The organism is Halomarina halobia (assembly GCF_029338575.1).
In the GTDB taxonomy this organism is placed as follows: domain Archaea; phylum Halobacteriota; class Halobacteria; order Halobacteriales; family Haloarculaceae; genus Halomarina; species Halomarina halobia.
This window is the reverse complement of the sequence record NZ_CP119992.1, coordinates 942,138-966,542: the sequence shown is the minus strand read 5'-3', so window position 1 is coordinate 966,542 and position 24,405 is coordinate 942,138. Positions and strand designations below refer to the sequence as shown.

The window sequence follows — 24,405 nt, the reverse complement described above, 5'->3', positions numbered from 1 at the left end:
GGTGTAACTCGCCCCTGGAGTGAGCGTGAACCACTCACTCGCCGGACGATGCGGTGACCAACAGACTCGCTCCGCCGATCGTCTCCCGCCCGAGGTCGTACAGGAGTCTCGAGAGGCCGGGTTCAGTCGGCCGGACGTACTCGAGTCGGTCGATCGCGAAACCGTGTCGAGCGAGGAGTTGTCGTATCGTTCGCTCGTCGAACCAGCAGATGTGTTCCGGGTTACAGCTCACGTCCTGTCGGAGCAACGCCTGTCGGAAGCGATGGAACGTCCAGGCGTTCGGCGTCGATAGCACGAACGTCCCGTCCGGGGCGAGGTGGCGATGTACGCTCTCGAGAAAGCCCCCGAGATCCGCAAGGTGCTCGATGATCTCGCCCGCCACGATCGTGTCGAACGTTCGGTCGAGGTCGAAATTTTGCGCGTCCGCGCAGACAGCGTCGTACCCTCTGTCGGTTAGCGTCTCGACATCGTCTTCGAGGTAGTCCAGCCCGAGTACTTCGTCCCCGATCTCGTAGAGATATTTGTGGACCCACTCGTTCGAATGCTCAGCCGCCGCGTCGTGTTGGACACAGCCGATGTCCAGAATCGATCCGCCGACCGGAACCGCCTCGAGTAGCGCCCGCGTTCGCAGGTTCGAGATGTGGCCGAACGACCGACGGTCCGTAGCAGCGGTCGTGTCGTGACTCATCGACTCACCGTGCTGATGCGACCGCCCGCCAGACGTCTATGTGGGTCTCGACCGACGCCTCGTTGTGTGTCGCTGCTTTACGACGTGCACGCTTCGAGAGTCGACGGCGGGTCGCGGGGTTGCACAGGACGGATCGAATGCCCTCCGCGAGCGCGTCCGGTGTGGGCTCGCACACAAGCCCCGCATCTCCGACCGCGTCGGGGACACCGCTGGCGTTGCCGGCGACGATCGGGAGGCCGGCCGCCTGCGCTTCGAGCACCGCGGTCGGGTACGCATCGAGGTAGCTGACGTATGCGAACGCGTCTGCGCGCGCCAGTAACCCGGGAACGTCGTTCTGGAACCCGAGAACGTCAATGCGATCGGCAAACGGGTGATGGCGCACTCGCGCTCGTACTCGATCCAGGTACCTGCCGTCACCGGCTATCAGGTAGCGATCCGCGAGATCCGCTTCGAAGATCGGTTCGAGTGCGGCGAGGATCTGTGTCACTCCACGGTACTTCCCCTTGTATCTCAGGTTCGTCACCGTCACGATCGTCGTCTCGTCCCCGTCGTCGGCCCCCTCGGCCGCGGATCGATACTCGTCGACGGGGAACGGGCGGGGGCACGCCGTCACCTCGCCGAGCCGGTACCGCGTCGAGAGCATGTCCGCCGTCCGCTCGCTGATCGTCATGACGGCAGCCGCCCGGGCCAGCGTACTGCGCGTATAGAGCGAGAGCCGAGCGGCTTTCAGGGTGGAGTACTGTCCGTGGCTGTTGAGATAGTCGTCCCAGCCGCGAAAGTAGACGACGAGGGGCGTCCGCGCGACGACCGATGTTGATGCGGCGAGGAGGCCGTTTGCGACCAGTTCGTCGACGTGAATCACGTCGTAGTCGCCTCGCAGGAGGGCACTGACCCGGCTGGGGATCGACAGGCGCGTGATGACGTCGGGGGCGACCCCCGGGTAGTCCGCGGCGAGTGCGCCCGCCAGACTGGCCTCGTAGTCCGGATTCGAGTGACAGAGTGCGATTCGTAGCTCGTCCTGGCGGTCCATCGTCCGGTCGCGGGAAGGGGTCGATACCGATGGCTCCGTGCGTGGTGTGGTCGGTTCAGTGCCAGCCATATATCATACTCTATACCATACGTATTAATAGTATCTCAACGATCAATATGTTGTCGCCGGGCTCCCGGCGCGACCTGTCTGCCCGGAAGACTCACTCGTTCGCTTGACGATCCTCTCTAACTCGTCGAGGGGTATACCGTCGGCCGTGTCTGTGTACGTAGGTCACTAGTAGGAGTAACGCGAGTGTTCACCGGCCCCCAGATAGTAGCGGCGCTCCCCGTGGTCGTCGGTCGGAGAGCCCCGAGGGGCCGCGCCGAATCGAGGACCGGCGTCCGCTCATGCGTTTATCGATCTGAACGATAGTACTGTGATGTGTTTTCTCAGAATATTCAACAAATGGGTCGCAGAACCTCACAACACCGAAGGAAACACCTTATTACGAGATAATCAAAACGGGGATGTAATGAACTACAGGAGCATAGCCGAGTTGAACTCGGAGGTGCGCCAACTCGCCCACGACCTACCCAGCGACATCGATCTGGTGGTCGGGATCCCTCGCAGCGGCCTGCTCGCCGCCAACCTGCTCTGTTTGAATCTGAACGTTCCCATGACTGACGTCGACGGGCTCTGCGAGGGGCGACTCCTGGCGACGGGCTATCGGTACGACGAGACGTCCACCTTCTCGGACGTCGATCGCGTTCTCGTCATCGATGACTCGGTCGATTCGGGACGCGAGATGACGAACACCAGACGACGACTCGACGAACACGACTTCCCGTTCGATGTAGAGTACGCCGCAGTCTACATCTCCGCGGAGGGGTATCAGTACGTGGATCACTGGGGAGAGGTGGTCGGCAAGCCGAGGGTGTTCGAGTGGAACCTGATGCACCACCCGATGTTGAAGAACTGCTGCGTCGACATCGACGGCGTGCTGTGCCGCGATCCGACGAGGCGGGAGAACGACGACGGGGAGAACTACCGCGAGTTCGTCACCACCGTCGAGCCGAAGATCCTCCCGACCGAACGCGTCGGGTGGCTCGTCACCTGCAGGCTGGAGAAGTACCGCGACCTGACCGAGGAGTGGCTGGACGCTCACGGGGTCGAGTACGACAACCTGGTGATGATGGACCTGCCGAGCAAGGAGGTGCGCCGAGCCCGGGGGAACCACGCGGAGTACAAGGCGAACGTGTACAAGTCGACCGGCGCGAACCTCTTCATCGAGAGTTCCCACAATCAGGCCGTACAGATCTCGGAGCGGACGGGAAAGCCCGTCTACTGCTACTACTCGAACGAGATGGTGCAACCCGACGCGCTGGCGAGGACGTACGACAGGGGCAACGAGTACCTGTCGCGTCTCGTCGACAACCCCATCTCGTTCCCGTTGCGGGCCAGCAGGTACCTGCTCACGAGGGGACAGCACCGGATGAACCTGTTGACCCGAAGGTACCGCGACGATTGACGCGGGTTCGTTCCTCCGCCCGAGGCGCAGCCCGCGACGACGACACTTCCCTACCGGCGCGCGAGGGACGTCGGCCCGACGCGGGGTCCGAGGTGCACCTCGGATCGTTTCAGTCCTGATCGAGGACGCGGCCGGATCGCCGACGGCGGTCGAAGCGAACCGTCGGCGGTCTACGCCACGACTCGGAGGACGCCGTGGGTGCAGTGCGGGCAGTCCCTCGTTCCGTCCTGTCCGTACCGCCACAGAACGATACCGCACGCGTCGCACGCCTGTATGCGTATCTCGGGCGTGCTGGAGACGGTCGCCGCGGCGTCCGGCGGGGCGTTCCCCCACAGTTCCTCTTCCACCCTGTACACGCGCGCTCGAAGGCGTGCCACCTCCCTGCGCAGAGCTCGATCGTCGATCGCCCTCCCCCCGGTTCCCCGTCGGACGTGCATCCCCGCCCGGCCGCTCGACGCGTCCGTCCCGAAGACGTCGAGGTCGACGGCGTCGCACTCCGCGAGGTGCGCCGGGAGTTCGTCGCGGTTCACCCGCCGATCGCACCCCGGGCAGGTCCACCCGGTCACGGCGTCGCCCCCCGGCGCCCGTATCGGGCCGTCCGTCGACACATGCACGGTGGTACCGCACTACGCGCGGTTGAATCTATCTGTCGTGTTTCGGGAATACCGTCCCGGAGGAGTGTCGCGAACGGGTGAGTTCGACTCGACTCGACTCGACGCGAGCGACGCGAGGGGAGTGGCGCTCGACTCGAGCCCCTCGACGCGAGTCGGGTGCCCCGAGGACCGGATCGGACTCGACACTTTCACCGCGCTGTGGACAGCTACAAGCCCCCCGAGAACGCACGGACGACCATGAGCGGTGCGGGGTTCGCGGGACCGCCGACGAGCGACGAGGAGCGCGTCGTCCTGCACGTGGACATGGACTGCTTCTACGCGGCGTGTGAGCGGCGACGCGAGCCCACCCTCCGGGGGAAGCCGGTCGTCGTCGGGATGGGCTACGAGGCGGGCGAGCCCCACGGCGCGGTCGCCACCGCCAGTTACGAGGCACGCGAGCACGGCGTCGAGAGCGCACAGCCCATCTCGCAGGCGCTCGAGGCGCTCCCCCGGGCGGAGACCGCGCCCGACGACCACGACGGGCCGGTCGGCCACTACCGCCCGGTGGACATGGCCTACTACAGGGAGGTGAGCGACGAGATCCGGGCGATCCTCCACGGGGTGGCGGACGCGGTTCGGGAGGTGAGCATCGACGAGGCGTACCTCGACGTGACCGACCGCGTCGGGTGGCACAGCGTCGAGGTCTTCGCGTCCAGCCTCAAGGAGCGTATCGACGAGGAGATCGGCGTCCCGGCGAGCGTCGGCGTCGGGCCGAACATGAGCGTCGCGAAGGTCGCGTCGGACTACGACAAGCCGGACGGCCTCGTCGTGGTCGAACCGGCCGAGGTCCGGGAGTTCCTCGCGCCGCTCCCGGTCGAGGAACTCCACGGGGTCGGCCCCGTCACGGCGCGGGAGCTGCGCGGCATGGGCGTCGGGACGGCGGGCGACCTCGCGAGCGCGGACCGCGACGCGCTCGTCTCGCGCTTCGGCGCGCGCGGCGGGACGATCCACGATCACGCGCGCGGACGGGACCCCCGCCCCGTCGAACCGGTCGGGAAGCCCAAGAGCCTCTCGAGCGAGTCGGCGTTCACCGAGCCCACCGACGCCTTCGACGCGGTGTGCGAGCGGCTGCTCCGACTCGCGGACGAGGTCGTAGAGCGGACGGAGTCCCGAGACGCGCTCTACAAGACCATCGGCATCAAGGTGGTCCGGCCACCGTTCGACGTGAACACGCGCGAGCGGTCGCTCTCCGGCCCCGTGGCCGACGCGGACCTCGTCGAGTCGGTCGTGCTCGATCTCGCGGAGGAGTTCGAGGGCGAGACGGTGCGAAAGCTCGGGGTGCGCGTCTCGAACCTCACCTTCGCGGAGGGGACGCAGGCCCCACTGGACGAGTGGGAAGGAGAGCGAGAGGGGGGCGTCGGTGCCGAGGACGGACTCGACGAGGGGGAGGCCCGATCCGAAGGGCCGGACCGCGACGACGGACGATCCGAACACGACCGGCCCGCGGACCGCGCGCGGGGACAGACCACCTTCGTCGACTTCACCTGACGCTACCCTCACCTTCGCCAGGGCTTCTGTGGGACCGTCGTAGAGGGAGCGCCACGGCAGTCCCCGCTCGAACGCGTCGGTTCGCCCTCTTCTTCCTCGCCGTCTGCGTTCTCCTCGCCGGTACGGGTTCCTGGCTCGCGCTGCACGACACGGACTACACCTACGCCTTCGATCGCACCGAGGAGGAGTTTCCGAGGTACGAGGGGAACGTCGAGTACTACGACGGTCTCACCCCCGAGCAGCGGCGGGCGGTCGACGCCGCCGTCGAGGGGGAGGTACAGCGATTCGAGCACCGCGAGGAGGTACCCGGAACGGTCGTCCGGAGGGGGGAGACCTACTACGTGTTCGAACTGACCGCACACTTCGACTACGCGAACCCGAGGACGTTCGTCCCGACGCTCGTCGGGTTGAGCGGGCTCGGGCTACTCGTCTTCACGGTCCGACGCGACGTCGCGGCGAGGGGTCTTTAGACCGCCGGGCTCAACGATACCTATGAACCACCTCGCGCCCGCGGGTGAGGGGGCCTACCACCTCCCGCGTCACGCCCACGTCATCGTCTACACCGCCCGCGACGACGGCGAACTCGTCACCGTCTACGACTGCGGCGCGGCGCAGAAGCCGCCGGTCGCACAGTTCATCGGCCACCTCGTCCGCGTGCAGGCCGACGCCCGCACCGATCAGTCGCCGACGGGGTACGTCGTCCGCCTGCGCGAGGGCGGCGTCCTCGAGGAGCAGGGCGACGGCGAGTGGGTCATCCGATCCGCGCCCGCCTGACGCGGGCTCAGGCTGACTCGGACTCCCCCGGCGAGTCGGGGACGCGGTCGCGAAGCTCCGTGCGACGGATCTTCCCCGTCACCGTCTTCGGCAGGTCGTCCACGAACTCGATCTCCCGGGGGTACTCGTGGGCGGCGAGTTCGTTGCGAACGTGCTCCTGGACGTCCGTCACGAGGTCGTCGCTCGGCTCGTAGTCCGCCGAGAGGACGACGAACGCCTTCACGATGTTGCCGCGTTCCGTGTCCGGCATGGGGACGACGGCGGCCTCCGCGACGGCGGGGTGCTCGCCCAGCGAGGACTCCACCTCGAAGGGGCCGATGCGGTAGCCCGCGCTGATGATGACGTCGTCGGCGCGTCCCTCGAACCAGAAGTAGCCGTCCGAATCGAGGTGGCCGAGGTCGCCCGAGAGGTACCAGTCGTCGAGGAAGCAGTCCGCCGTCTTCTCGGGTTGCTCCCAGTACTCCGCGAAGAAGCAGGGGAAGTCGCCGCGCTCGGCGATGACGCCCGTCTCCCCCGGCGGGAGCTCCTCGCCCGTCTCGGGGTCGATGACGGCCGCCGTCACGCCGGGCAGCGGCTGGCCCATGCTCCCCGGGCGCACCTCCATCGTCGGGTAGTTGTTGATGATCATGTTACCCGTCTCGGTCTGGCCGTAGGTGTCGAGGATAGTGACGCCGAGGGCCTCCTCGCCCCACTCGACGACGCCCGCGGAGAGCGGCTCGCCGATGGAGAGGGCGTGTCTGACGTCGACGTCCTTCCCCTCGAGCACCGAGGCGCTCTCGCGGAGCATGCGGTAGGCCGTCGGCACCGAGAACAGGACGGTGATGGGGTACTCGTCGAGGAGGTCCGCCCACTCCTCCGGGTCGAACTCGCTCTCCGAGGTGAACATGCTCGTCCCCCAGAACCACGCGCCGAGGGTGTTGATGGGTCCGGTGAGCCAGCCGAGGTCGGCCGTCGACCAGTAGAGGTCGTCCTCGCGCACGTCGACGGCGAGCTTCTGGGTGGCCGCGACGCCGGCCACCCACCGCTGCTTGTGGAGGACGCCCTTCGCGCGGCCCGTCGTCCCGGAGGTGTAGTAGAGGAGCGCGTCGTCCTCGCCCGACGTGTCCGCGACCTCGAACTCGTCGCTCGCGGCCGTGGTCGCCTCGCGGAAGTCCACGTCGCCCTCCCGTCTCTCGCCGACGACGATCACGTGCTCGACGCTCGGGACGTCCGCGAGCGCCTCGGCGACGGTGTCGCGGTTGTCGCCAGTCGTCACGACGACCCTCGCGTCGCAGTCCGCGAGGCGGTAGGCGATGCCGTCCGGCCCGAAGCGCTCGTTGACGCTCCCCCACACCGCCCCCGTCTTGAGCGTCCCGACCATGGCCGCGTAGTGCTCCGGAATGCGGGGCATATACGAGAAGACGCGGTCGCCGCGGTCGATCCGCTCGGCGAGCACGTTCGCGAAGCGGTTCGACCGGTCGCGGAGGTCGCCGAACGTTGTCGTCTCGCGCTCGCCCTCCTTTCCGGCCCACTCCAGGGCGACGCGGTCGGGATCGGCCTCGGCGTGGCGGTCGCACACCTCGTGGCCGACATTCAACGACTCCGGGGCGTCCCAGTCCGCCTCCGCGTAGATGTCGTCCCAGGTGAACTCGTCTCGGTCGTCGACCGGGTCGAAGGAATCCCAATCCATGGGTGGGAGTCAGTGGCATCCGCCTTAGTGATTCGTTCACGGATGTCGACCTGTCGCGCGTCCCCCGGACGGCCCGGTGCCGTCGAGGTGCCGTCGTGGGGTGCGGGGTCGTCGCCGGGCTTATCCCGCTTCCGACGCGAATCGGTGACATGACACGGGAGGCGGACGACCGGCGATTACCGCGTGACGGTGTCGCTCCGACGTCGGGGACGAGGGCGACGATGGCGTGTCGCGCGTGCGGTGCGACGTTTCCCAGGAGCGACGTTCGGTCGGGGGAGAAGGGGACGCTCTCGTGCCCGGAGTGCGGCGCGAGGGACCTGGAGCACGTCGGTTTCGAGTGAACCGCCCGCCGCTCGGTCACGCCATCGCATCGGCTACTCCGTCACGTCGACCCGCTCCTCGAGGAGCTTCCGGATCCACGCGGCGAATCCGTGGTCGCGCCCGTGCGTCCAGACCGCGCTCTCCTCGCGCACGCCGGGGAGGTGGCTCTCCTCGACGCCGCTCGCGAGGACGGCGCGGCGATCCACCATGACGAGTCGCCCCGGCCACTTCTCGACGACCCGTTCCGTCCGCTCCAGCCCCGCCGAACCCGTAACCCGCGCGTCCGGGACCGCTCGTTCGACTCGATCTCCGAGCGCCTCCGACGGCACCTCCACGACGACCGTCACGCGATCGGCGACTGCCGCCAGGCGGTCGAGAAACGTCGCATCGAGCACGGAGTCGTCCGCGACGACGACGTGGACGTGTTCCTCCGCGCCGTCGAGGAGCGACGCCACGCGGTCGCTCACGTGTTCGGTGTTCGTGACCGACCAGACGCCCCTGTCCTCGGTTAGGTCCGTCGATTCCACGTCCTCTAACGCGGTCGCCGCCGCCTCGATTCCGGAGACGTAGTTCCGCTGGAGTACGTCGAGCGCCTCGTCAGTCGGGACGGCTCTGTACTCCCTGGGCTCCGACTGGTGTACGTCTACTAGCCCCCGCCGGTGGAGCCGTTCGACGGTGTCGTACACCCGCGACCGAGGGACCTCGGAGAGTTTGCTGATCTCCTTTGCGGTCCCCGTGGGGATGCGAGTGAGGGCGACGAAGCACCTCGACTCGTACTCGGTCAGGCCGAGTCGCTCTAGCGCCGCTACCGCTTCCCGCTCACCCGTCATGCAGTCTCGAACGACGTACGCGAACATACCACTAGTGGCCGCGAAACGAGCATCCTCTCTATCGGTGCGCTTCCGACCGTGACCGGGTCCGTACCGGCCGGGCGCTCACTCGAACGCCGTCCCGTGCTGAAGCAGCTTGTCGACCAGTACCGAGTTCCCCCGTCGAAGGCGTTCGGAGAGCGCCTGGTGTGAGACCCCGAGCTCGTCGGCGAGGTCCTCCAGCGTCACCGCACGCGGAACGTCGAAGTAGCCCCGCTCCGCCGCCGTCACCAGCGCGTCGTATTGTTCGTCGGTCAGGCCGTGGCTGCCGACCGGTCGGTTCGAGACGTCCTGTATCTGGACGACGTCGAGCGAGATGTCCATCTCGTCACAGAACGACAGCGTCCGCTCGATCATCTCCCGCTCCGGATAGAGCAGTCGGAGCGACCACCCGTGTCGGGACGCCTGCGCCGTGAGGACGACCGGCGGCGAGGCGGCGAGGATCCTGAACACGAGCCGCGTGTCGTAGTCCCACTCGATCCTGTAGAGCCACTCGTCCCCGGCGGTCGACAGCCGCGACCACCGTTCGACGGTCGCGTCGGAATCGAGCGCGGTCTCGAGCGCTACTCGATCGGGAGCGCGGGCCCACACGAGCGGCATGGTCTCGTCCGTGTGCACGGTACGCTCGCAGACGAACCGCGCCTCGGTGACCCTCTGTAGCGTCGCTCCGAGCGCGAATTCGTCTACGGATATACGAACTTCGACAAGTGTTGACATGATCTCACTGGCTGGTCTCTGTGAACGTTTCGCGGATCGACCGGACGTGTCGCGCGATCGCCGGTCCGATGTCCGATCCGTACTCGGTTTCGGTCGCGTTCCGGACCTCCGCGGTCTCCTGAACTCCCCTCGTGCGCTCGGCCGGCGTCGGTCGAACCCTCCCGTCGGAGGCCGTCCCCCTGCGCGTGCGCGAGGGGAATACGGAGGTCCCCGATCCGGGTCAGCGGTTGCTACCCGGCATCGGACGATAATCGCTCCGCGACTCGTCCGACAGCAACGAGCGGTTCACTACGGCAGTAACAACGAGGAGCGCCGCGGATCGACGTGGAACCGATCCTGCCCGACCCCTCGCCGTCTGCCGGGCGTCTGACGGACGGTTATACTTCCCCGCACGAACTCACGGACATGGGTGAGACCGAGACGATCACCGTCGCCGAAGTGAGCGATGGCGCGGCGAGCGCCGGCGACCCCGGTACCACGGTGGAGATGCCGGCGGTCGAGGTGCTCACCGGTCGGGGGTTCGTCACCGGGAAGTCCGGGTCGGGGAAGTCCAACACCGCGAGCGTCATCATCGAGAAGCTGCTCGACCGCCAGTTCTCGCTCCTCATCGTCGACATCGACGGCGAGTACTACGGGTTGAAGGAGAAGTACGAGATCCTCCACGTCGGCGCGGACGAGGAGTGCGACATCCAGGTCGGCGCGGAGCACGCCGAGAAGATCGCCGACCTCGCGCTGCGCAACAACATCCCCATCATCCTCGACGTCTCGTCGTTCCTCGACGAGCGCGAGGCGGCGGCGCTGCTGACGGAGGTCGCGAAACAGCTGTTCGCCAAGGAGAAGAAGCTGAAGAAGCCGTTCCTGCTCATCGTCGAGGAGGTCCACGAGTGGATCCCCGAGGGCGGCGGCCTGGACGAGTGCGGGCGCATGCTCATCAAGATCGGCAAGCGGGGGCGCAAGCACGGGCTCGGCATCACGGGCATCAGCCAGCGCCCGGCCGACGTGAAGAAGGACTTCATCACGCAGTGCGACTGGCTCGTCTGGCACCGCCTCACCTGGCGCAACGACACGAAGGTGGTAAAGCGCGTCCTCGGCAGCGAGTACTCGGCGGCCGTCGAGGACCTCGGCGACGGCGAGGGCTTTCTCGTCACTGACTGGTCAGAGCGCACCCGACGCGTGCAGTTCCAGCGCAAGCGGACCTTCGACGCCGGGGCGACGCCCGGGCTCGACGACTTCGAGCGCCCGGATCTCAAGTCCGTGAGCGCCGACCTCGTGGGGGAACTGGAGAGCATCACCGAGGAGCAGGACCGCCGCGAGGACCGCATCGAGGAACTGGAGCAGGAACTCCTCGAGAAGGAAGAGCGCATCAGGACCCTGGAACGGGACCTCGCCGACGCGCGAGACCTCTCGCGGATGGCCGATCAGTTCGCCGCCGCGCTGTTCGATCACCCGGGACGCTCCCGGATGCGCATCGAGTCCGAACAGTCCACGCTCGAGGAGAACCCCGGCGTCGAGTACCGGAACGGACGCGCCGCCTCGAACGGCGCGAGCGACGGGAGCGACGGGAGCGACGAGGACGGTGTGAGCGACCGCGACGAGCGGTGGGAAGCGACCGACCTCGCCCCCTGGCCGGATCAGTCGGACGGGGGCGATCGGGGAGACGGCGGCGAGAGCGCGGACGACGCCTCCGACGTGCGCGTCCGCGACCGATCGGTCGTCGAGCGGCTGCGCGAGCGCCTCGAAGGGATGGACCCGACGACCCGCTCGATGCTCGCGCGCTACCGCGAGCGCGGCCCCCTGTCGCCGCTCGACGCGCACGTCGCCGCGGGCGGCTCCGGCGACCGGACCGTCGCCTACAGCCGCAACGGCGAACTCCGGGAGGCGGGGTTCATCGAGCACGCGGCGCGCGGCGAGTACGTCTACGCCCTCCCCGACCTCGTGGCGAGCGAGTTCGACGACCGGCTGTCCCCCGAACAACTGGACGAGCGCGTCGGGGAGATCGAGCGGTACCTCGTCGACGGTCCCTGGCCGGTGGAGTAACCCCCGGATCGCTTCGGCGCACCTTCATCGCCACCTGTTCGACTCGTGAGTGCTCCGCTCCGACCTCGATCACATCGGTACACGACACGGGCAGACGTGCCCTCCGTGGACCGGTCAGCGTTCCGCGATCGTGAACAGGGATCGGGAATCGTCGGTCAGATCGCTCATCGTCTCGATCCGGTGGTGTGGGGCTGGCTCCGGGTCGTCGATCCCGTCGGCGTCTAGCCATATCGAGCGCACGCCGGCACTGTGTGCCCCGGCGACGTCGCTTCCGAGCGAATTTCCGACCGTGACCGCTCGTTCCGGTTCCGTATTCAATCGATCGAGTGCGATGTGAAACGGTTCCGGGTCCGGTTTCGGTGCGGTGTCGTATCCGGCGTAGACGATCGTCTCGAAGCGGTCCGCGATGCCCAACGCATCGATCTTCTGGATCTGCCACTCCGGAGGGCCGTTCGTGATAAGCGCGAGTGAATAGTCCGGTGAATGTACGTCGAGAGCCTCCTTCGCTCCGGGCAACCACCGTACGTTTGTCTGATCGCGTTCCTCGGCGTAGGCGTCTGCGACCTCTCGACCGACGCTCGGACTGTATCCCGCTCGTTCCGCGAGCGCGGCGAAACATCGCTGGCGGTTTTCGAGCCCGCTGTCGCTATCGGTGACGAAGTCGTCGAAGATCTCGTAGTACCCCTCGGCGGTGAAGAACGGTTCGCGACCGATCGCCTCGAACGCCAGCGAGAGGATCTCCTGCCCGGAACGGCGATACGTACAGAGCGTGTCGTCGAGGTCGAACAGGATCGCCTCGATCGGATCTCCCATGACAGAGACGTACCGCGTCCAGCGATTAAAGACTCGGTGTTCGGCACGTTAGGTGCGAGACCGAGGCGGTGACCGTCGCAGGGGGACGCTACTCCCGGCGCGTTTCGATGGAGCCGTTTTTCCCGCCCCCGGACGAGACGCGGGCATGGAGCTGACGCTGTTCGGTCCCCTCCGCGGCGTGACCGGCGCGAAGACCGTCGAGGTCGAGTTCGACGGCGGGACCGCCCGCGACGCGCTCTGGGCGTTCGTCGATCGCTACCCCCGCGCCCGGGATCAGTTGTTCGACGGGGCGGGCGACCTCCGCCCGAGCGTCCGGCTGACGCGCGACGGCGAGCGCGTCGATCCGGCCGACGCGCTGGCGGCCGACGAGTCGCTCACCGTCTACCCGGCGATGCGCGGGGGGTAGGGATCTAGAGGTCGTACTGTTCGCGCACGAGGTCGGCGAGGCCGCGCTCCTCCAGCACGTCCATCGGCGCGAGCAGGGTCAGTTGAACGACCCCCGGCAGGCGGGCGATCTCGACGCCGCCAGTGAAGGTACAGCGCCCCCGCACCTCGCCGACGCTCATGTCGAGGAGGTCGCTCGCGCGCTCGAAGGCGTTGTCCGTCGCGTCGTTGATCGTCGCGCCGCTGCCGATCACCTGGATCGGCCCGAGGTCGTCGAGGTCGACGCCGTACTCCTCGGCCAGCGCCTCGCCCCGCTCGCGCTCGTCGGCGCTGATCGGCCTGGCGATGTGGGGCAGGTCCTCGACGTTCGGCAGGAGGAGCGGGCCGTCGACGTCGAGGCCCTTTATCACCTCCACCTCCAGTTCGGTCCACCCGCTCACGTCGGTCGTGTGCAGGGAGAGTTCGCCGTCGCCCTGGTTGGCGTGGAGGTCGCCCACGTAGAGGCCGCCGCCGTCGACCTTCACGGGGCAGATCAGCACCGCCCCGGCGCGGACCTCGTTCGAGTCCATGTGGCCGTCCGTCCGCTTCTCGAGTTCGGATTCGTCCGCGAGCCCCCAGTCGTGCTCCGCGCCGACGAGGAACTGCCCGAAGTCCCCCGCGTTGTGGGAGTCGGGGAGTTCGACCGGCGGCGTCGTCCCGATGTTCCCGACGAAGGGACGGAGGTGCCCGATCGCGCCGGGCATCTCCGCGGGCTTGTAGAGGAGGATGGGATGCTGGCGGGAGTTCTCCGGGAGCGCCATCAGCTCCTCGGCGTCCTCGGCGAGCGCGTCCGCCCCCTCGGGGCCGACCGTGAGCCCGATCGTGCGGTCGTCGTCGAAGACGACGGTGTAGCCGTACTCGAAGCCGAACGAGGAGGCGTTCGCGCCGCACTCGGCGCATCTAATCGACTCCTCGCCGGTCCCCTCGACGACCGTCTCCGGCCACGCCGCGCCGCACTCCGGGCAGCGGTGGTCCACGAACGGGTCGTCGCCGAACGCCCCCTCGCGCTCGGCCATGCTCCCCGTGCTCGTGGCGACGCTCGTCACCTCGACGTCCCTGATGCGGACGGCGATGGCGTCGCCCACCTCCGCGCCCTCGACGGCGATCGGTCGGGTCACCTCGTGGCCGCCGCGGAACGAGGGCGTTATCATCGGACCCCAGCACCCCGGCGGCGTGTGCGTCCGTACCGTTCCGCCGTCCGCGACCGTCCCCGCCCACTCCTGGTCGGGGCCGACCAGCCCCAGCGTGAACTCGTCGACCGTCAGTTCCTGTCGTACCTCTCGCTGTGCCATGACGTTCGTGGGGTTGGTTCCCACGGGTCAAAAGGGTGCGCACGTCGGCGGCGGGGGCGGGAGACGAGGGCGAGGTACGAGTCCGGGCCCCGCGGAGCGCGGACTCGTCGGCAGACGGCCCTCAGACGCCGGAGACGAGGTCGCGCAGGGCGGCCTCGGGGTCGTCGGCCTTCGCGACGCCGCTGGCGAGGAGGACGCCCTCGCTGCCGAGTTCGCGGGCGGCGGCGAGGTCCTCGCCGGTCGAGATGCCCGCGCCGCAGAGCACCGGAACCGACTCGTCGACCGCCGCGGCGGCCGCGACGGCGTCCTCGACGACGTCGGGGTCGGCCTGGCTCACCGGCGTCCCCGTACCGATGAGCTCCGGCGGCTCGACGGCGACCGCGTCCGGGCCGAGCGCGGTCGCCGCGCCGACCTGTCGGGGGTTGTTCGCGCAGACGACCGTCTCCAGCCCGGCGCGCTCCGCGGCGCGCAGGCCCGCGTCGACGTCCGCGAGTCGAAGGCGGCGCTCGGAGTGGTTGATCAGCGTACCGACCGCGCCCGCGTCGGCGACCGCCTCCGCCAGCGTGCTCCCGGTGTGGCTGCCGTGTTCGACGCCGTCCACGTGCTGGGCCCACGTCTCGACGCCGGTCCCGGCGACCGCGGAGAGGTGGGCCGCCTGCGGGGCGACGGCGATGCGCGCGTCGGTGTCGTCGGCGACGGTCGCGGCGGCGTTGGCGACCGCGACCGGGTCGCAGGGGTACGCCTTGAGGTTGACGAGGACGAACATATCGGGAGTCGGTCCCGGAGGGGAGTTATAGCTACCCGTTCGGCGCTCGCCGGCACCGCTTTGCCGTCGCCCGGCGTCCGGGTCGCATGGATCCCCACGTCAGCCTCGTGACGCTCGGCGTCTCCGACCTGGACCGCTCGATCGAGTTCTACCGCGACGGGCTCGGCCTCCCGATGCGAGAGCGAACGGACGCGGACGTCGCGTTCTTCACCACCGAGGGGGCGTGGCTGGCGCTCTATCCGGTCGAACTACTCGCGGCTGACGCGAACGCCGCGGACCCGACCAGGGACGGCGGGTTCGGGGGGATCACGCTCGCGCACAACGTCGCGTCGCGGGCGGACGTGGACGCGGTCGTCGCAGAGGCCGAGGCGGCGGGTGCCGAGGTCGTGAAGTCGCCGCAGGAGACCGACTGGGGCGGTTACGCGGGCTACTTCGACGACCCGGACGGCTACCGCTGGGAGGTGGCGTGGAACCCGCACTTCGAGATCTGAAGGAGAGCGTCGGCCTCAGTCCTTCCGCTTGACCACGTCGCCGAGCGTGTACGACCCCGTCGACGCGCCGCCCTCCCACTCGGTGTCGTCGTCGGTGGCTCCCTCGGTGAGCGTGATGTCGAGCTTGCGTTCGAGCTTGCGCTGGACGTCGTCGCTCGGGAGCATGTCCCCGCGTTCGAGCTTGCGGACGAGGCTCGCCTTCTCGTTGAGCTGCTTCGCGAGTTCCTCCTGCGTCAGGCCCGCCGCTTCGCGGGCGCTCCGGATGCGCGCGTCGTAGTCCTGGACGACCTCATCCATCTGGTCGAACATGTCGCGCCGTCGGCGCGTCCCGCCGGAGGACCCCGACGATCCCGCCGATCCGGACCCGGACCCGCTCGACCCCGAGGACCCCGTGGAGTACTTGGTGGAGGCGCTCCCGGACGACTGGGTGCGAACCTCGGTCCCGAACTGCGCGCAGCTGGAGCAGACGTCGATCTCCGCCCCCTCGATCTTGACCGTCTTCGGCGACGAAGTCTCCGCTCCGCACATCTCACACTGAGCCATGGGGGGTCTTTGCCACGCCACCGTATAAATCGTGCGCCCTGACCGCTCAGCGTAGCGCGCGCATCGAGCGATAGAAGCGCTGTAGGGCGGTGATGTGTCCGACGACGGCGAAGAAGACCAGCAGCCACCCGACGACGGTCAACCCCGACAGCGCGCCGGTGACGAACGCCGCGAGCGCGCCGACGAGCCCGATCAGCGCGAGGCGGTCGGCCCGCCCGACGAGCCCGCCGTAGACGCGGTCGAGGCCGACGGCCTGCGCCTGCGTGCCGAGATAGGAGGTCATCAGCACGCCCGTCACCGCCGCGAGGCCGATCGCCCACTGCCGGACGCCCGCGGCGAGGCCGACGAGCATCACGATGTCCGCGTAGCGGTCGAGGACGTGGTCGAGGAGGTCGCCGGCGGGCGAGGCGGTCCCGAGCCGCCGCGCGAGCGCCCCGTCGAGCAGGTCGAGCCACCCGTTGAGGAAGACGAGCACCGCCCCGAGCAGGTAGAGCAGCGGCGCGTCGCCCGCGAACGCGAACGCCGCGCCCGCGGCCACCGCGAGCCCCATCGCCACGACGCTCACCGCGTTCGGCGTGAGGCCCAGCCGCTCGGAGACGTTCACGAAGGGGTCGAGCGCGCGGTTCGCCACGGGTCTGAGCTGATCGAGCGTCATAGGTAGTCGGTGAAGTCCACCCCGCCGGCGCTCGGTTCGCGGTCGCCCGCGACGACGGCCTCGATCTCGCGGGCGACCGCCTCGGGATGGAGGTCAGTCGTGTCGATCTCGTACACCGCGTCCGCGCCGTGGCGCTCGACCGCCTCCGCGAGGATCACGTCGAGCGCCTCCGCCTCGGCGTTCTCGCGGGCCTTCGCCGGCGGCTCGCCCCGTTCGGTCAGCCGACGCTCTACCTCCGCCGGACGACAGCGCAGGACGACCACGCGGTCCGCGTCGAGACGGTGAGCGAGGTGCGATTCGAGCAGCAAGCCGTCCGTCCCTCGCTCGTTCGCACGCTCGTCGACCCACGCCGCGAGCGCGTCGAGGTCGGCGTAGAGGCTCCCCCGATCGGGGTCCTCGCCCTCGTGGAACCCCTCCGCCCGGATCGCGTCGTTGAGGTGGAGCACGTCGAGCGGCGACGCCACGAGGTCGGTCGCGGTGGTCTTCCCCGTTCCGGGGGTGCCGGTGACTGCGACCCTCATGCGACGCGGTTCACGACCTCCACGGCGCGCTCGGTTTCCTCCCGCGTCCCGCAGGTGATCCGGATGCACCCGGGCAGCCCGAAGCTCGTGCAGTCGCGGACGATGACGCCCTCGCGCTGACAGGCGTCGGCGACGGCCGACGCCGGGGAGGACGCCGCCTCGTCAGTCGTCGAGCGACGCCGCGGCTCGTCGCCCTCGACCCCCTCGCCGACGTCCGCGAGCACGAAGTTGCCCGCGCTCTCCCACGTCCGGGCGTCCAAGTTCGCGTACATGTACTCGCGCGCCCAGCGGACGGCCTCGACGCTGCGCTCCACGTGGTCGTCGTCGTCGAGCGCCGCCAGCCCGGCGCGACAGGCGAGCTTGTTCACCCCGAAGGGCGTGTTCACGCGGGCGTAGGCGTCCGCCCACGCCCCGGGCGCGAGCAGGTAGCCAAGCCGGAGCCCCGCGAGCCCGTAGGCCTTCGAGAACGTGCGGAGGACGGCCACGTCGTCGCGCTCGCGGACGAGTTCCGCCTTGCTCGGGGCGTCCGTGAACTCGCCGTAGGCCTCGTCGACGACGACCAGCGTCTCCTCGTCGGTCCCGTCGGCGATCTCCGCGACCCCGCCGGCCGAGATCTCGGTTCCGAGGGGGCTGTGCGGGCTCGTGAGGTAGACGATCCGCTCGCCGTCGTACGCGTCGAGGACCGCCCCGGCCGTCTGTGCGAAGTCCTCGGCCTTCCGGATCCGGTAGGCGCGCGCCGTCCCGTGGTGGTAACGGGCGCTCATCGCGTAGTAGGAGAAGCCGGGATCGGGCACGAGGACGCGGTCGCCGGGCGCGAGCAGGGCGCGGTGGAGGTAGTCGATCGCGCCGTCCCCGCCGGGGGCGAGCCACACCTGGACGGGCGCGACGTCCCACCGCGCCGCCAGCTTCTCGATCAGGTCCGCGTGGGAGGCCTTCGGGTAGGTGTTGATCGAGTCGGCGGCCTCGCGGACGGCCGCGACGGCCTTCGGACTCGCGCCGAGGGGGTTCTCGTTCGAGGAGAGCGCGATCAGGTCCTCGGGGTCCATCCCGAGTTCCCGGGCGACCTCCTCGTTCCCCCGCCCGGCCTGGTAGACGTCGTAGGCGGAGAGGTCGCGCGGTTGCATACTCGGAGACTGCGGACGCGCCGCCTTAAGCGTAGTCAACCGGTGTCGATCCGTCGCACGCCGCCGGGGCGGCGTGCAGTCGACAGTATCTTCCCCGGGCCGTTCATCGATCCGGATATGTCGCTCGTCGACACCGTCGCCCACGTGGTCCACCTGTCGTTCGCCGGGCTGTGGACCGGCACCGTCCTCTTCGTCACCGCGAGCGTCCTCCCGCTGGCGCTGCGCGGCGACGTCCGCCCCGAACCCCTCGAGTACGTCACCGGCCGCCTGACGACGGTCTCGCGGGCGAGCGCGTTCTTCCCGTTCGCCTCCGGCGGCCACATGGCCGGGCGAGGGTACACCGTCCCCCTGCTGCTGGAGACGTCGCGGGGGCACCTCGTGCTCGCCATGATCGCCCTGTGGTTCGCGCTGGCGGCGCTCGTCGAGGTCGGTGCCGCGCGGATGCGTAGCGGCCTCCGGGCGCGGAAGGTCCGGACGCCTGCCCGCGACGCGAAGCCCTTCCTGCAGGCCGGGTCGGTCGTCTCGGTCGGCCTGCTCGTCGTCGCCGGAACGCTCGCCGGCGGGCTTCCGCTCTGACTCGCGTCCCCGACTACCGCCTCCCGCATCTTTACCCTCTCCTGACGCGACGCGACCGCATGGACGCAGAACCGCGGTTCGTGGAGGTTCCATCCGGCGAGACGATCGCCTACAGGGCGCGCGAGGGCGGCGAGGTGCCGGTCGTGCTCCTGCACGGCAACATGACCTCCTCGGTCCACATGGACGTGCTCTTCGAGCGGATGGACGCGCGTTACGCGCTCTACGCGATCGACCTGCGCGGGTTCGGGGAGTCGAGTTACGGGACGCCGGTCGACTCGCTCGCCGACTTCGCGGGGGACGTGGCGGCCGTCGTCGACGCGATCGGTCTCGATACGTTCCACCTGCTCGGCTGGTCGACCGGCGGCGGGGTGGCGATGGAGTACGCCGCCGCCCACCCCGACCGCGTCGAGCGGATCGTCCTGGTCGCGCCCGTGAGCACCCGGGGCTACCCGATCTACCGCAAGGACGAGGACGGCCGGCCGACCGACGAACCCCTCACGACGCGCGAGGAGATCGCCGCCGACCCGGTGCAGGTCGCGCCGGTCCAGCGCGCCTACGACGAGGCGGACCGCGACGCGCTGAAGGCGATCTGGGAGGCGCTCATCTACACGCACGAGACGCCCGACGACGAGCGGTACGAGCGCTACGTCGACGACATGCTCACCCAGCGCAACCTCGCGGACGTGGACTACGCGCTCGCGCATTTCAACGTCAGCGACCGCGAGAACGACTACGGCGAGGGGTCGGGCCGGGCGGCCGACGTGACGCAGCCGACGCTCGTCCTCCGGGGGGACCGCGACCTCGTCATCTCGGCCGAGATGGCCGCGGAGACCGTCGAGGACCTCCCGAACGCGCGCCTCGTCGAGCTGGAGGACTGCGGCCACTCGCCGTTCGTCGACGCGCCCGAGCGCGTCGTGGCCGAGATCGAGGCGTTCCTCTCGTCGCCCTAGGGGACGTGGATCTCGTTTCTGAGCGTTCCCACGCCCTCGACCTCGACCTCGACGGTGTCGCCGTCCGAGAGCGGGCCGACGCCGGCCGGGGTGCCCGTGGAGATGACGTCGCCGGGCAGCAGCGTCATGTAGCGGGTGATCTCCTCGACGAGTTCGGGGACGGAGAAGATGAACTGATCGCGCGTGGAGTCCTGCCTGAGCTCGCCGTTGAGCCGGAGGCGGACGTGGGCGTCCTCGGGGACGACCTCCGGTTTGGCGATGACGGGGCCGATCGGGGCGGCGTTGTCGAAGGCCTTGCCGCGCACCCAGTTCTGCTCGATCCGCTGGTCGTCCCGGTTGGAGATGTCGTTGAGGCAGGTGAACCCCGCGACGACGTCCATCGCGTTCTCCGCCCTGACGTTGCGACACCGCTCCGCGATGACGACGGCCAGTTCGGCCTCGTGGTCGATGCGCTCCTTCCCGGCGGGTAGCGTGACCCGCTCGCCGTGGGCCGCGACGGTGTTGGGTGGCTTGAGGAACAGCATCGGCCGGTCGGGGACCTCGCTGTTCGTCTCCGCCGCGTGATCGGCGTAGTTCAGCCCGATGCAGACGATCTTCGTCGGCTCGCACGGCGGGAGCACGTCCACGTCCTCGGCGGCGAAAGTCTCGTCGCCGAAGGTGAGCCGCCCGCCGTAGTTCTCGCGGGCGATGATCTCCTCGCCGTCCGTGCCGGTCCACTCGCCGCGGCGGACGTTCCCTGCCGAGTCGCGAAAGCGAACAACTCGCATGAGACTCCCATTCAACCGCGCCCCGATAACCCTTCGGACTCGCCGGTGCCCGCCCGCCCGCGGCTCGGAGCACGCGCCGCTCCCCGTACGACAGGGCCACGCCCCGGCCGTCGCGTCCGTCCCGCCCCCCGCTTTCACTCTCCGCGAGGAGCGACGACCAACAGTATAAGTGGCTCTCGGGAGATACTACGCCCGTCATGGAGCTAACCTGGCACGGCCATTCCACCTGGCACGTCGACGTGGACGGAACGACGATACTGATCGACCCCTTCTTCGACAACCCGAAGACGTCGCTCTCGCCCTCGGACGTGGCGGAGCCGGACTACCTCCTGCTCACGCACGGTCACGCCGATCACATCGCCCACGCCGGTGAGTTCGCGGACGCCACCGTCGTCGCCACGCCGGAACTCGTCGGGTTCGTCGCCGACGAGTTCGGCCACGGGGACACGATCGGCATGAACATCGGCGGGACCGTCGACATCGGCGACGCCTACGTGACGATGCACCGCGCGGACCACACCAACGGGGCGAACACGGGCTACGAGTACGACGTCGGGATGCCCGCCGGCTTCGTCGTGAGCGACACGAAGCCCACGCAGGTCGCCGACAGCGAGTCCACGACGTTCTACCACGCGGGCGACACCGGCCTCATGACCGAGATGCGGGACGTCATCGGGCCGTTCCTCGAACCGGACGCCGCGGCGCTCCCCATCGGCGATCACTTCACGATGGGACCGTGGCAGGCCGCCGTCGCGGTGGACTGGCTGAACGTCGATCACGCCTTCCCGATGCACTACGACACGTTCCCGCCGATCGAGCAGGACCCGCGGGACTTCGTCCGCGAGGTGGAGGCGACGGGGAGTTCGGCCGAGGTTCACGTCCTCGAGGCCGACGACCCGTTCACGCTCGAGTAGCGCGCACGGACGGCCCACCTTTTTGTCGCCGGCGGCCGATCCTCCGGTCGCTATGGCAGATATCGAGACCACGAGCACCTCGGAGCAGGGCTACACGACCGTCAGCCGCGCGGGCGACTACCAACTCACCGTTGACGCGACGGGCGGCGACGGCCCCGACCCCAACTCGGTCCTGGTCGCCGACTACGCCTCCTGTTTCATCCCGGCGTTCCGCGTCGGCGGCCAGCAGGAGGGACACGACGACCTGGGGACGATAACGATCGAGGCGGAGGCGGATCTCGACGACGGCGACGACCTCGCCGCGGTCCGCTTCACGGTCCACGTCGAGGCCGACCTGAGCGACGAGGAGTTCGACGCCGTCGTCGAGCGCGCCGAGGACATCTGTCACGTCCACGACGCCCTCCGCGAGGGGCTCCACGCCGAGATCGAGGTGCGCGGCGGCCAGTTCTAGATCGTCCGGCGGGCGCGGAGCACGAAGGTCTCCCGACGCTCGCGGCCGCACTCGACGCCGAACCCGGCCTTTCTGAGGAGGTGCACCGCCTCGGCGAGCGAGAAGCGCTCGTCCGTGGGCGGTCCGTCGCCCCCCTCGCCGTTCGCGGACCAGTCGCCGACGCCGAGGAGGCCGCCGGGGGCAGTCACGCGCGCGAGTTCCGCGAGCGACCCCTCGCCCGCGAACTCGTGGAAGGTCATCGTCGAGTACGCGCCGTCGAGTTCGCCGTCGTCGAACGGGAGGTCGGCCACGTCGGCGACGACGAACGCGACGTTCTCCGGGGCCCCCTTCTCGCGGTAGTAGTCGTGCATCGACGCCTGGACGTCCACCGCGTAGAGCGTCCCCGCGTAGGGGGCGACGTCGTCGGTGTAGAAGCCCGTCCCGCTCCCGAGGTCGGCGACCGTCTGGTACGGCGTCGGATCGAACAGGGCGAGCAGTTCGTCCACCGACAGAAAGCGGTAGCGCGACGGGTCCTCCAGGCCGTCGGCCCTCGCCGCGTCGAAGGTGTGAAAGCCCATGCGCTCTCTCGGCGCGGGCGCGACATATACTGTCGGCCGTGTCCGCATTCGAGGGACACGGCGCTACGGTCACGGCGCGAGATTGATGGGCCCTCCCGAACATCCCTCGAGTATGGCGACGATCGTTCCCCCGACCGAACGTACCTGCGAACGCTGCGGCCGACACGATGTCTGGGACGCGACGAGCGAGAACTGGGTCGTCCGCGACGAGGTTGGCAACCCCCACTGCCTCCACGAGTGGGACATCAGCGGGAAGTACAACCCGGTCGGCGAGTGACGCGATGCCGACCGCCTACATCACCGCTCCCCCGGACTTCGCACGGGAGCTGGCGAGTACCCTCGTCGAGGAGGAGCTCGCGGCCTGCGTCAACGCCCTGCCCTGCTCCTCGGTCTACCGCTGGGGCGGCGAGGTAGTGGAGGACGAGGAGGTGATCCTCCTCGCCAAGACGACCGCCGAGCGGTACGCCGACCTCGAGGCCCGGGTGGTCGAGGTGCACCCATACGACGTGCCGTGCGTCGAGCGCTTCGAGGAGTCGGGCCTGCTCGACGCCTTCGCCGACTGGCGGGCGGAGAGCGTCCGGTAGCCGTGCGCCGACGTTCACGATCACGGGGTTTATCCCCGTCGGTGGACGTGTCCGAGTATGGGCCGACGCCGAGGCGTGCCATCCGGGAGGCGAGTCGATGCTCCGTGACTCGCTCTGCCGGGACCTGACGGGTCAGTTCGTCGGCTGCGACGAACGACCCGACCGCGCGACCTGTAGCTTCCACGACGAGCCGTGTTGTATGCGCGCGGGCGACGTCATTCAACTCGAGGTCGAGCGCGTCGACGACGTCTGGTCGACCCTCTTTCACCGCTGCGAGCGCCACGCGGTCCACGGGTTCCCCCGGGAGCACAGCCTCTGCGGGACGCCGCAGGTGCTCGTCGCCACCCGACTCGAACCGACCGGTGCGTACCTCCCCGACACGAACGAGTACGTCCCGGACGCGCTCACCGTCGGAGCCATCGACATCGTCGACGTCTCGCCCGCGGACGAGGGACTGCGGCCCCACTACTGACCCCCGAGAGCCGCGGTACGCCCTCCTACTCGATATCGCCGAACGCGCGGTCGTGGAGCGCCCCGACGACGTGCTCCGCGAGCGTTCGGAGGTTGACCGCGTCCTCGCGGTTGTACGACACGAGCGTCTCGAGGGCGTCCTCCGCGCCGCGCTCGTACTCCCGCCAGAGGCGGACCGCGTCGTAGCCCGAGAGGTCCGGGCGGTCGCGCTCGACGCCGACGTCCCGCTCTACGGCCTTCAGCCCGCCGGTGAGGTCGAGGCGGCGACACGGGTACATGAGGTCGACGTGCGGCGCGTCGAGCGTCAGATCGAACGCGGTCTCGAGAAACGGGACGTCGAAGCGCCGACCGTTGAACGACACGAGCAGGGGCGCGTCGGCGAGCGCCTCCCGGATCGCGTCGCGGGTGAGCGGTCGGCCGACCGCCGGGTCGCGGTCGGCGACGAGCGTCAGCGTCTCGCCGCCGCGGTGGACGCTCACCGTCGTCACGTCGTCGTTCGCGTGGGAGAGGCCGGTCGTCTCGATGTCGAAGAAACACGCCTCCTCGCGGAAGTTCTCGTAGAGCCGCCACCGGTGAGCGCTGGGGAGGGCCGAGTCGAAGAAGCGCGAGTCGCCCGCGTCGAGGCGCTCGCGACCCGTCTCGATGAACGCCTCGATGCGGTCGCCGGTCTTGCCGCCGACCGCGTCGCGCTCGAAGTCGTCCCAGTGGGTGATCCCCCGCTCCCACAACCCGCGCTCCGTCTTCTCGCCGACGCCGTCCACCGGAATGAAGCTGTTCTCGATCCGCACGGGGG

Annotated in this window: 30 protein-coding genes; 13 read left to right on the top strand and 17 right to left on the bottom strand. The window is 69.1% G+C overall.

From position 1 onward, the window contains the following. Window positions 1-34 precede the first annotated feature (34 nt). Window positions 35-688 carry a class I SAM-dependent methyltransferase gene (locus P1K31_RS05240; protein ID WP_276305229.1) on the bottom strand — a complete coding sequence of 218 codons (654 nt, stop codon included), beginning with the start codon at window positions 686-688 and terminating at the stop codon, window positions 35-37. A 4-nt stretch (window positions 689-692) separates the two neighbouring features. Beyond that, the gene (locus P1K31_RS05235; protein WP_276305228.1) at window positions 693-1,718 is read right to left on the bottom strand and encodes a glycosyltransferase family 4 protein; all 1,026 of its coding nucleotides are present in this window, start codon (window positions 1,716-1,718) and stop codon (window positions 693-695) included. A gap of 472 nt (window positions 1,719-2,190) precedes the next feature. Between P1K31_RS05235 and P1K31_RS05230 the strand changes: the two genes are divergently transcribed. Then, the gene (locus tag P1K31_RS05230; protein WP_276305227.1) at window positions 2,191-3,186 is read left to right on the top strand and encodes a phosphoribosyltransferase family protein; all 996 of its coding nucleotides are present in this window, start codon (window positions 2,191-2,193) and stop codon (window positions 3,184-3,186) included. 170 nt (window positions 3,187-3,356) lie between these two features. On the opposite strand, the gene P1K31_RS05225 is transcribed toward P1K31_RS05230, so the two are convergent. Then, the gene (locus tag P1K31_RS05225; protein ID WP_276305226.1) at window positions 3,357-3,752 is read right to left on the bottom strand and encodes a hypothetical protein; all 396 of its coding nucleotides are present in this window, start codon (window positions 3,750-3,752) and stop codon (window positions 3,357-3,359) included. Window positions 3,753-4,037: 285 nt separating this feature from the next. Here P1K31_RS05225 and dinB point away from each other — a divergent pair, with 285 nt between their 5' ends. After that, window positions 4,038-5,327 carry a DNA polymerase IV gene (gene dinB / locus P1K31_RS05220; RefSeq protein ID WP_276305225.1) on the top strand — a complete coding sequence of 430 codons (1,290 nt, stop codon included), beginning with the start codon at window positions 4,038-4,040 and terminating at the stop codon, window positions 5,325-5,327. Between the two features lie 8 nt (window positions 5,328-5,335). Here the strand turns inward: dinB and P1K31_RS05215 are convergent, their stop codons facing one another. Further along, on the bottom strand, window positions 5,336-5,689 hold the full coding sequence (locus P1K31_RS05215; protein WP_276305224.1) for a hypothetical protein: 354 nt from the start codon (window positions 5,687-5,689) through the stop codon (window positions 5,336-5,338). A gap of 130 nt (window positions 5,690-5,819) precedes the next feature. On the opposite strand from P1K31_RS05215, the gene P1K31_RS05210 reads away from it, so the two are divergent. After that, the gene (locus tag P1K31_RS05210) at window positions 5,820-6,101 is read left to right on the top strand and encodes a hypothetical protein (protein ID WP_276305223.1); all 282 of its coding nucleotides are present in this window, start codon (window positions 5,820-5,822) and stop codon (window positions 6,099-6,101) included. A gap of 7 nt (window positions 6,102-6,108) precedes the next feature. On the opposite strand, the gene P1K31_RS05205 is transcribed toward P1K31_RS05210, so the two are convergent. The 3 genes from P1K31_RS05205 to P1K31_RS05195 form a co-directional block, all read right to left on the bottom strand. Continuing rightward, a complete protein-coding gene (locus P1K31_RS05205; protein ID WP_276305222.1) occupies window positions 6,109-7,770 on the bottom strand; it encodes an acetate--CoA ligase in 1,662 nt (553 codons plus the stop codon). A gap of 374 nt (window positions 7,771-8,144) precedes the next feature. Then, on the bottom strand, window positions 8,145-8,921 hold the full coding sequence (locus P1K31_RS05200; protein ID WP_276305221.1) for a TrmB family transcriptional regulator: 777 nt from the start codon (window positions 8,919-8,921) through the stop codon (window positions 8,145-8,147). 105 nt (window positions 8,922-9,026) lie between these two features. Then, window positions 9,027-9,677: a helix-turn-helix domain-containing protein gene (locus tag P1K31_RS05195; RefSeq protein WP_276305220.1), complete on the bottom strand. Its 651-nt coding sequence runs from the start codon at window positions 9,675-9,677 to the stop codon at window positions 9,027-9,029. A 405-nt stretch (window positions 9,678-10,082) separates the two neighbouring features. Here P1K31_RS05195 and P1K31_RS05190 point away from each other — a divergent pair, with 405 nt between their 5' ends. Then, a complete protein-coding gene (locus P1K31_RS05190; RefSeq protein ID WP_276305219.1) occupies window positions 10,083-11,714 on the top strand; it encodes an ATP-binding protein in 1,632 nt (543 codons plus the stop codon). 114 nt (window positions 11,715-11,828) lie between these two features. On the opposite strand, the gene P1K31_RS05185 is transcribed toward P1K31_RS05190, so the two are convergent. After that, on the bottom strand, window positions 11,829-12,527 hold the full coding sequence (locus P1K31_RS05185) for an HAD family hydrolase (RefSeq protein WP_276305218.1): 699 nt from the start codon (window positions 12,525-12,527) through the stop codon (window positions 11,829-11,831). Between the two features lie 145 nt (window positions 12,528-12,672). On the opposite strand from P1K31_RS05185, the gene P1K31_RS05180 reads away from it, so the two are divergent. Further along, window positions 12,673-12,933 (top strand): ubiquitin-like small modifier protein 1, encoded by a 261-nt coding sequence (locus tag P1K31_RS05180; RefSeq protein WP_276305217.1) that lies wholly within the window; start codon window positions 12,673-12,675, stop codon window positions 12,931-12,933. A 4-nt stretch (window positions 12,934-12,937) separates the two neighbouring features. Here P1K31_RS05180 and P1K31_RS05175 read toward each other — a convergent pair whose 3' ends face one another. Together P1K31_RS05175 and tpiA are read right to left on the bottom strand one after the other, a co-directional pair. Next, entirely contained in the window at window positions 12,938-14,242 is a 1,305-nt protein-coding gene (locus tag P1K31_RS05175) for an acetamidase/formamidase family protein (protein ID WP_276305216.1), read from the bottom strand. Window positions 14,243-14,363: 121 nt separating this feature from the next. Then, window positions 14,364-15,008, bottom strand: coding sequence for a triose-phosphate isomerase (gene tpiA, locus P1K31_RS05170; RefSeq protein WP_276305215.1), 645 nt, complete (start codon window positions 15,006-15,008; stop codon window positions 14,364-14,366). 86 nt (window positions 15,009-15,094) lie between these two features. Between tpiA and P1K31_RS05165 the strand changes: the two genes are divergently transcribed. Beyond that, window positions 15,095-15,499 (top strand): VOC family protein, encoded by a 405-nt coding sequence (locus tag P1K31_RS05165; protein WP_276305214.1) that lies wholly within the window; start codon window positions 15,095-15,097, stop codon window positions 15,497-15,499. A 15-nt stretch (window positions 15,500-15,514) separates the two neighbouring features. Here P1K31_RS05165 and P1K31_RS05160 read toward each other — a convergent pair whose 3' ends face one another. The 4 genes from P1K31_RS05160 to hisC are packed head-to-tail and all read right to left on the bottom strand — an operon-like array spanning window position 15,515 to window position 18,342. Further along, window positions 15,515-16,042, bottom strand: coding sequence for a multiprotein bridging factor aMBF1 (locus P1K31_RS05160; protein ID WP_276305213.1), 528 nt, complete (start codon window positions 16,040-16,042; stop codon window positions 15,515-15,517). Window positions 16,043-16,088: 46 nt separating this feature from the next. Beyond that, on the bottom strand, window positions 16,089-16,697 hold the full coding sequence (locus P1K31_RS05155; protein WP_276305212.1) for a CDP-alcohol phosphatidyltransferase family protein: 609 nt from the start codon (window positions 16,695-16,697) through the stop codon (window positions 16,089-16,091). Beyond that, window positions 16,694-17,218, bottom strand: a complete 525-nt coding sequence (locus P1K31_RS05150) for an adenylate kinase family protein (RefSeq protein WP_276305211.1) — start codon at window positions 17,216-17,218, stop codon at window positions 16,694-16,696. The genes P1K31_RS05155 and P1K31_RS05150 overlap by 4 nt, the downstream gene beginning before the upstream one ends. Further along, window positions 17,215-18,342: a histidinol-phosphate transaminase gene (gene hisC, locus P1K31_RS05145; RefSeq protein ID WP_276305210.1), complete on the bottom strand. Its 1,128-nt coding sequence runs from the start codon at window positions 18,340-18,342 to the stop codon at window positions 17,215-17,217. The genes P1K31_RS05150 and hisC overlap by 4 nt, the downstream gene beginning before the upstream one ends. A 117-nt stretch (window positions 18,343-18,459) precedes the next feature. Between hisC and P1K31_RS05140 the strand changes: the two genes are divergently transcribed. Next, window positions 18,460-18,918, top strand: coding sequence for a transporter (locus tag P1K31_RS05140; protein WP_276305209.1), 459 nt, complete (start codon window positions 18,460-18,462; stop codon window positions 18,916-18,918). Between the two features lie 59 nt (window positions 18,919-18,977). Beyond that, a complete protein-coding gene (gene phaZ, locus P1K31_RS05135) occupies window positions 18,978-19,868 on the top strand; it encodes an intracellular short-chain-length polyhydroxyalkanoate depolymerase (RefSeq protein WP_276305208.1) in 891 nt (296 codons plus the stop codon). Here the strand turns inward: phaZ and P1K31_RS05130 are convergent. Next, window positions 19,865-20,635, bottom strand: coding sequence for a fumarylacetoacetate hydrolase family protein (locus tag P1K31_RS05130; protein WP_276305207.1), 771 nt, complete (start codon window positions 20,633-20,635; stop codon window positions 19,865-19,867). The two genes, phaZ and P1K31_RS05130, sit on opposite strands and share 4 nt — an antisense overlap. Before the next feature lie 197 nt (window positions 20,636-20,832). Between P1K31_RS05130 and P1K31_RS05125 the strand changes: the two genes are divergently transcribed. Together P1K31_RS05125 and P1K31_RS05120 are read left to right on the top strand one after the other, a co-directional pair. Next, the gene (locus P1K31_RS05125; RefSeq protein WP_276305206.1) at window positions 20,833-21,549 is read left to right on the top strand and encodes a metal-dependent hydrolase; all 717 of its coding nucleotides are present in this window, start codon (window positions 20,833-20,835) and stop codon (window positions 21,547-21,549) included. A 52-nt stretch (window positions 21,550-21,601) separates the two neighbouring features. Continuing rightward, window positions 21,602-22,000 carry an OsmC family protein gene (locus P1K31_RS05120; protein ID WP_276305205.1) on the top strand — a complete coding sequence of 133 codons (399 nt, stop codon included), beginning with the start codon at window positions 21,602-21,604 and terminating at the stop codon, window positions 21,998-22,000. Here P1K31_RS05120 and P1K31_RS05115 read toward each other — a convergent pair. After that, window positions 21,997-22,557 (bottom strand): class I SAM-dependent methyltransferase, encoded by a 561-nt coding sequence (locus P1K31_RS05115; RefSeq protein WP_276305204.1) that lies wholly within the window; start codon window positions 22,555-22,557, stop codon window positions 21,997-21,999. The two genes, P1K31_RS05120 and P1K31_RS05115, sit on opposite strands and share 4 nt — an antisense overlap. A 112-nt stretch (window positions 22,558-22,669) precedes the next feature. Here P1K31_RS05115 and P1K31_RS05110 point away from each other — a divergent pair, with 112 nt between their 5' ends. The 3 genes from P1K31_RS05110 (at window position 22,670) to P1K31_RS05100 (ending at window position 23,613) form a co-directional block, all read left to right on the top strand. Continuing rightward, on the top strand, window positions 22,670-22,834 hold the full coding sequence (locus tag P1K31_RS05110) for an HEWD family protein (protein WP_276305203.1): 165 nt from the start codon (window positions 22,670-22,672) through the stop codon (window positions 22,832-22,834). 4 nt (window positions 22,835-22,838) lie between these two features. Then, window positions 22,839-23,141 (top strand): divalent-cation tolerance protein CutA, encoded by a 303-nt coding sequence (gene cutA / locus P1K31_RS05105; RefSeq protein WP_276305202.1) that lies wholly within the window; start codon window positions 22,839-22,841, stop codon window positions 23,139-23,141. 97 nt (window positions 23,142-23,238) lie between these two features. Then, a complete protein-coding gene (locus P1K31_RS05100) occupies window positions 23,239-23,613 on the top strand; it encodes a hypothetical protein (protein WP_276305201.1) in 375 nt (124 codons plus the stop codon). A 25-nt stretch (window positions 23,614-23,638) separates the two neighbouring features. Here the strand turns inward: P1K31_RS05100 and P1K31_RS05095 are convergent, their stop codons facing one another. Further along, window positions 23,639-24,400: a ribonuclease H-like domain-containing protein gene (locus P1K31_RS05095; RefSeq protein WP_276305200.1), complete on the bottom strand. Its 762-nt coding sequence runs from the start codon at window positions 24,398-24,400 to the stop codon at window positions 23,639-23,641. Between the last annotated feature and the right edge of the window lie 5 nt (window positions 24,401-24,405).

What these genes read in the sequence shown, in the direction of transcription:
- P1K31_RS05120 (WP_276305205.1), top strand. Translation starts at nt 21,602, where the DNA reads ATGGCAGATATCGAGACCACGAGCACCTCGGAGCAGGGCTACACGACC.
- P1K31_RS05235 (WP_276305228.1), bottom strand. Translation starts at nt 1,718, where the DNA reads ATGGACCGCCAGGACGAGCTACGAATCGCACTCTGTCACTCGAATCCG.
- P1K31_RS05195 (WP_276305220.1), bottom strand. Translation starts at nt 9,677, where the DNA reads ATGTCAACACTTGTCGAAGTTCGTATATCCGTAGACGAATTCGCGCTC.
- cutA (WP_276305202.1), top strand. Translation starts at nt 22,839, where the DNA reads ATGCCGACCGCCTACATCACCGCTCCCCCGGACTTCGCACGGGAGCTG.
- P1K31_RS05200 (WP_276305221.1), bottom strand. Translation starts at nt 8,921, where the DNA reads ATGACGGGTGAGCGGGAAGCGGTAGCGGCGCTAGAGCGACTCGGCCTG.
- phaZ (WP_276305208.1), top strand. Translation starts at nt 18,978, where the DNA reads ATGGACGCAGAACCGCGGTTCGTGGAGGTTCCATCCGGCGAGACGATC.
- dinB (WP_276305225.1), top strand. Translation starts at nt 4,038, where the DNA reads ATGAGCGGTGCGGGGTTCGCGGGACCGCCGACGAGCGACGAGGAGCGC.
- P1K31_RS05185 (WP_276305218.1), bottom strand. Translation starts at nt 12,527, where the DNA reads ATGGGAGATCCGATCGAGGCGATCCTGTTCGACCTCGACGACACGCTC.
- P1K31_RS05240 (WP_276305229.1), bottom strand. Translation starts at nt 688, where the DNA reads ATGAGTCACGACACGACCGCTGCTACGGACCGTCGGTCGTTCGGCCAC.
- tpiA (WP_276305215.1), bottom strand. Translation starts at nt 15,008, where the DNA reads ATGTTCGTCCTCGTCAACCTCAAGGCGTACCCCTGCGACCCGGTCGCG.
- P1K31_RS05190 (WP_276305219.1), top strand. Translation starts at nt 10,083, where the DNA reads ATGGGTGAGACCGAGACGATCACCGTCGCCGAAGTGAGCGATGGCGCG.
- P1K31_RS05110 (WP_276305203.1), top strand. Translation starts at nt 22,670, where the DNA reads ATGGCGACGATCGTTCCCCCGACCGAACGTACCTGCGAACGCTGCGGC.
- P1K31_RS05130 (WP_276305207.1), bottom strand. Translation starts at nt 20,635, where the DNA reads ATGCGAGTTGTTCGCTTTCGCGACTCGGCAGGGAACGTCCGCCGCGGC.
- P1K31_RS05155 (WP_276305212.1), bottom strand. Translation starts at nt 16,697, where the DNA reads ATGACGCTCGATCAGCTCAGACCCGTGGCGAACCGCGCGCTCGACCCC.
- P1K31_RS05180 (WP_276305217.1), top strand. Translation starts at nt 12,673, where the DNA reads ATGGAGCTGACGCTGTTCGGTCCCCTCCGCGGCGTGACCGGCGCGAAG.
- P1K31_RS05205 (WP_276305222.1), bottom strand. Translation starts at nt 7,770, where the DNA reads ATGGATTGGGATTCCTTCGACCCGGTCGACGACCGAGACGAGTTCACC.
- P1K31_RS05175 (WP_276305216.1), bottom strand. Translation starts at nt 14,242, where the DNA reads ATGGCACAGCGAGAGGTACGACAGGAACTGACGGTCGACGAGTTCACG.
- P1K31_RS05210 (WP_276305223.1), top strand. Translation starts at nt 5,820, where the DNA reads ATGAACCACCTCGCGCCCGCGGGTGAGGGGGCCTACCACCTCCCGCGT.
- P1K31_RS05140 (WP_276305209.1), top strand. Translation starts at nt 18,460, where the DNA reads ATGTCGCTCGTCGACACCGTCGCCCACGTGGTCCACCTGTCGTTCGCC.
- P1K31_RS05100 (WP_276305201.1), top strand. Translation starts at nt 23,239, where the DNA reads ATGCTCCGTGACTCGCTCTGCCGGGACCTGACGGGTCAGTTCGTCGGC.
- P1K31_RS05160 (WP_276305213.1), bottom strand. Translation starts at nt 16,042, where the DNA reads ATGGCTCAGTGTGAGATGTGCGGAGCGGAGACTTCGTCGCCGAAGACG.
- hisC (WP_276305210.1), bottom strand. Translation starts at nt 18,342, where the DNA reads ATGCAACCGCGCGACCTCTCCGCCTACGACGTCTACCAGGCCGGGCGG.
- P1K31_RS05115 (WP_276305204.1), bottom strand. Translation starts at nt 22,557, where the DNA reads ATGGGCTTTCACACCTTCGACGCGGCGAGGGCCGACGGCCTGGAGGAC.
- P1K31_RS05150 (WP_276305211.1), bottom strand. Translation starts at nt 17,218, where the DNA reads ATGAGGGTCGCAGTCACCGGCACCCCCGGAACGGGGAAGACCACCGCG.
- P1K31_RS05165 (WP_276305214.1), top strand. Translation starts at nt 15,095, where the DNA reads ATGGATCCCCACGTCAGCCTCGTGACGCTCGGCGTCTCCGACCTGGAC.
- P1K31_RS05230 (WP_276305227.1), top strand. Translation starts at nt 2,191, where the DNA reads ATGAACTACAGGAGCATAGCCGAGTTGAACTCGGAGGTGCGCCAACTC.
- P1K31_RS05125 (WP_276305206.1), top strand. Translation starts at nt 20,833, where the DNA reads ATGGAGCTAACCTGGCACGGCCATTCCACCTGGCACGTCGACGTGGAC.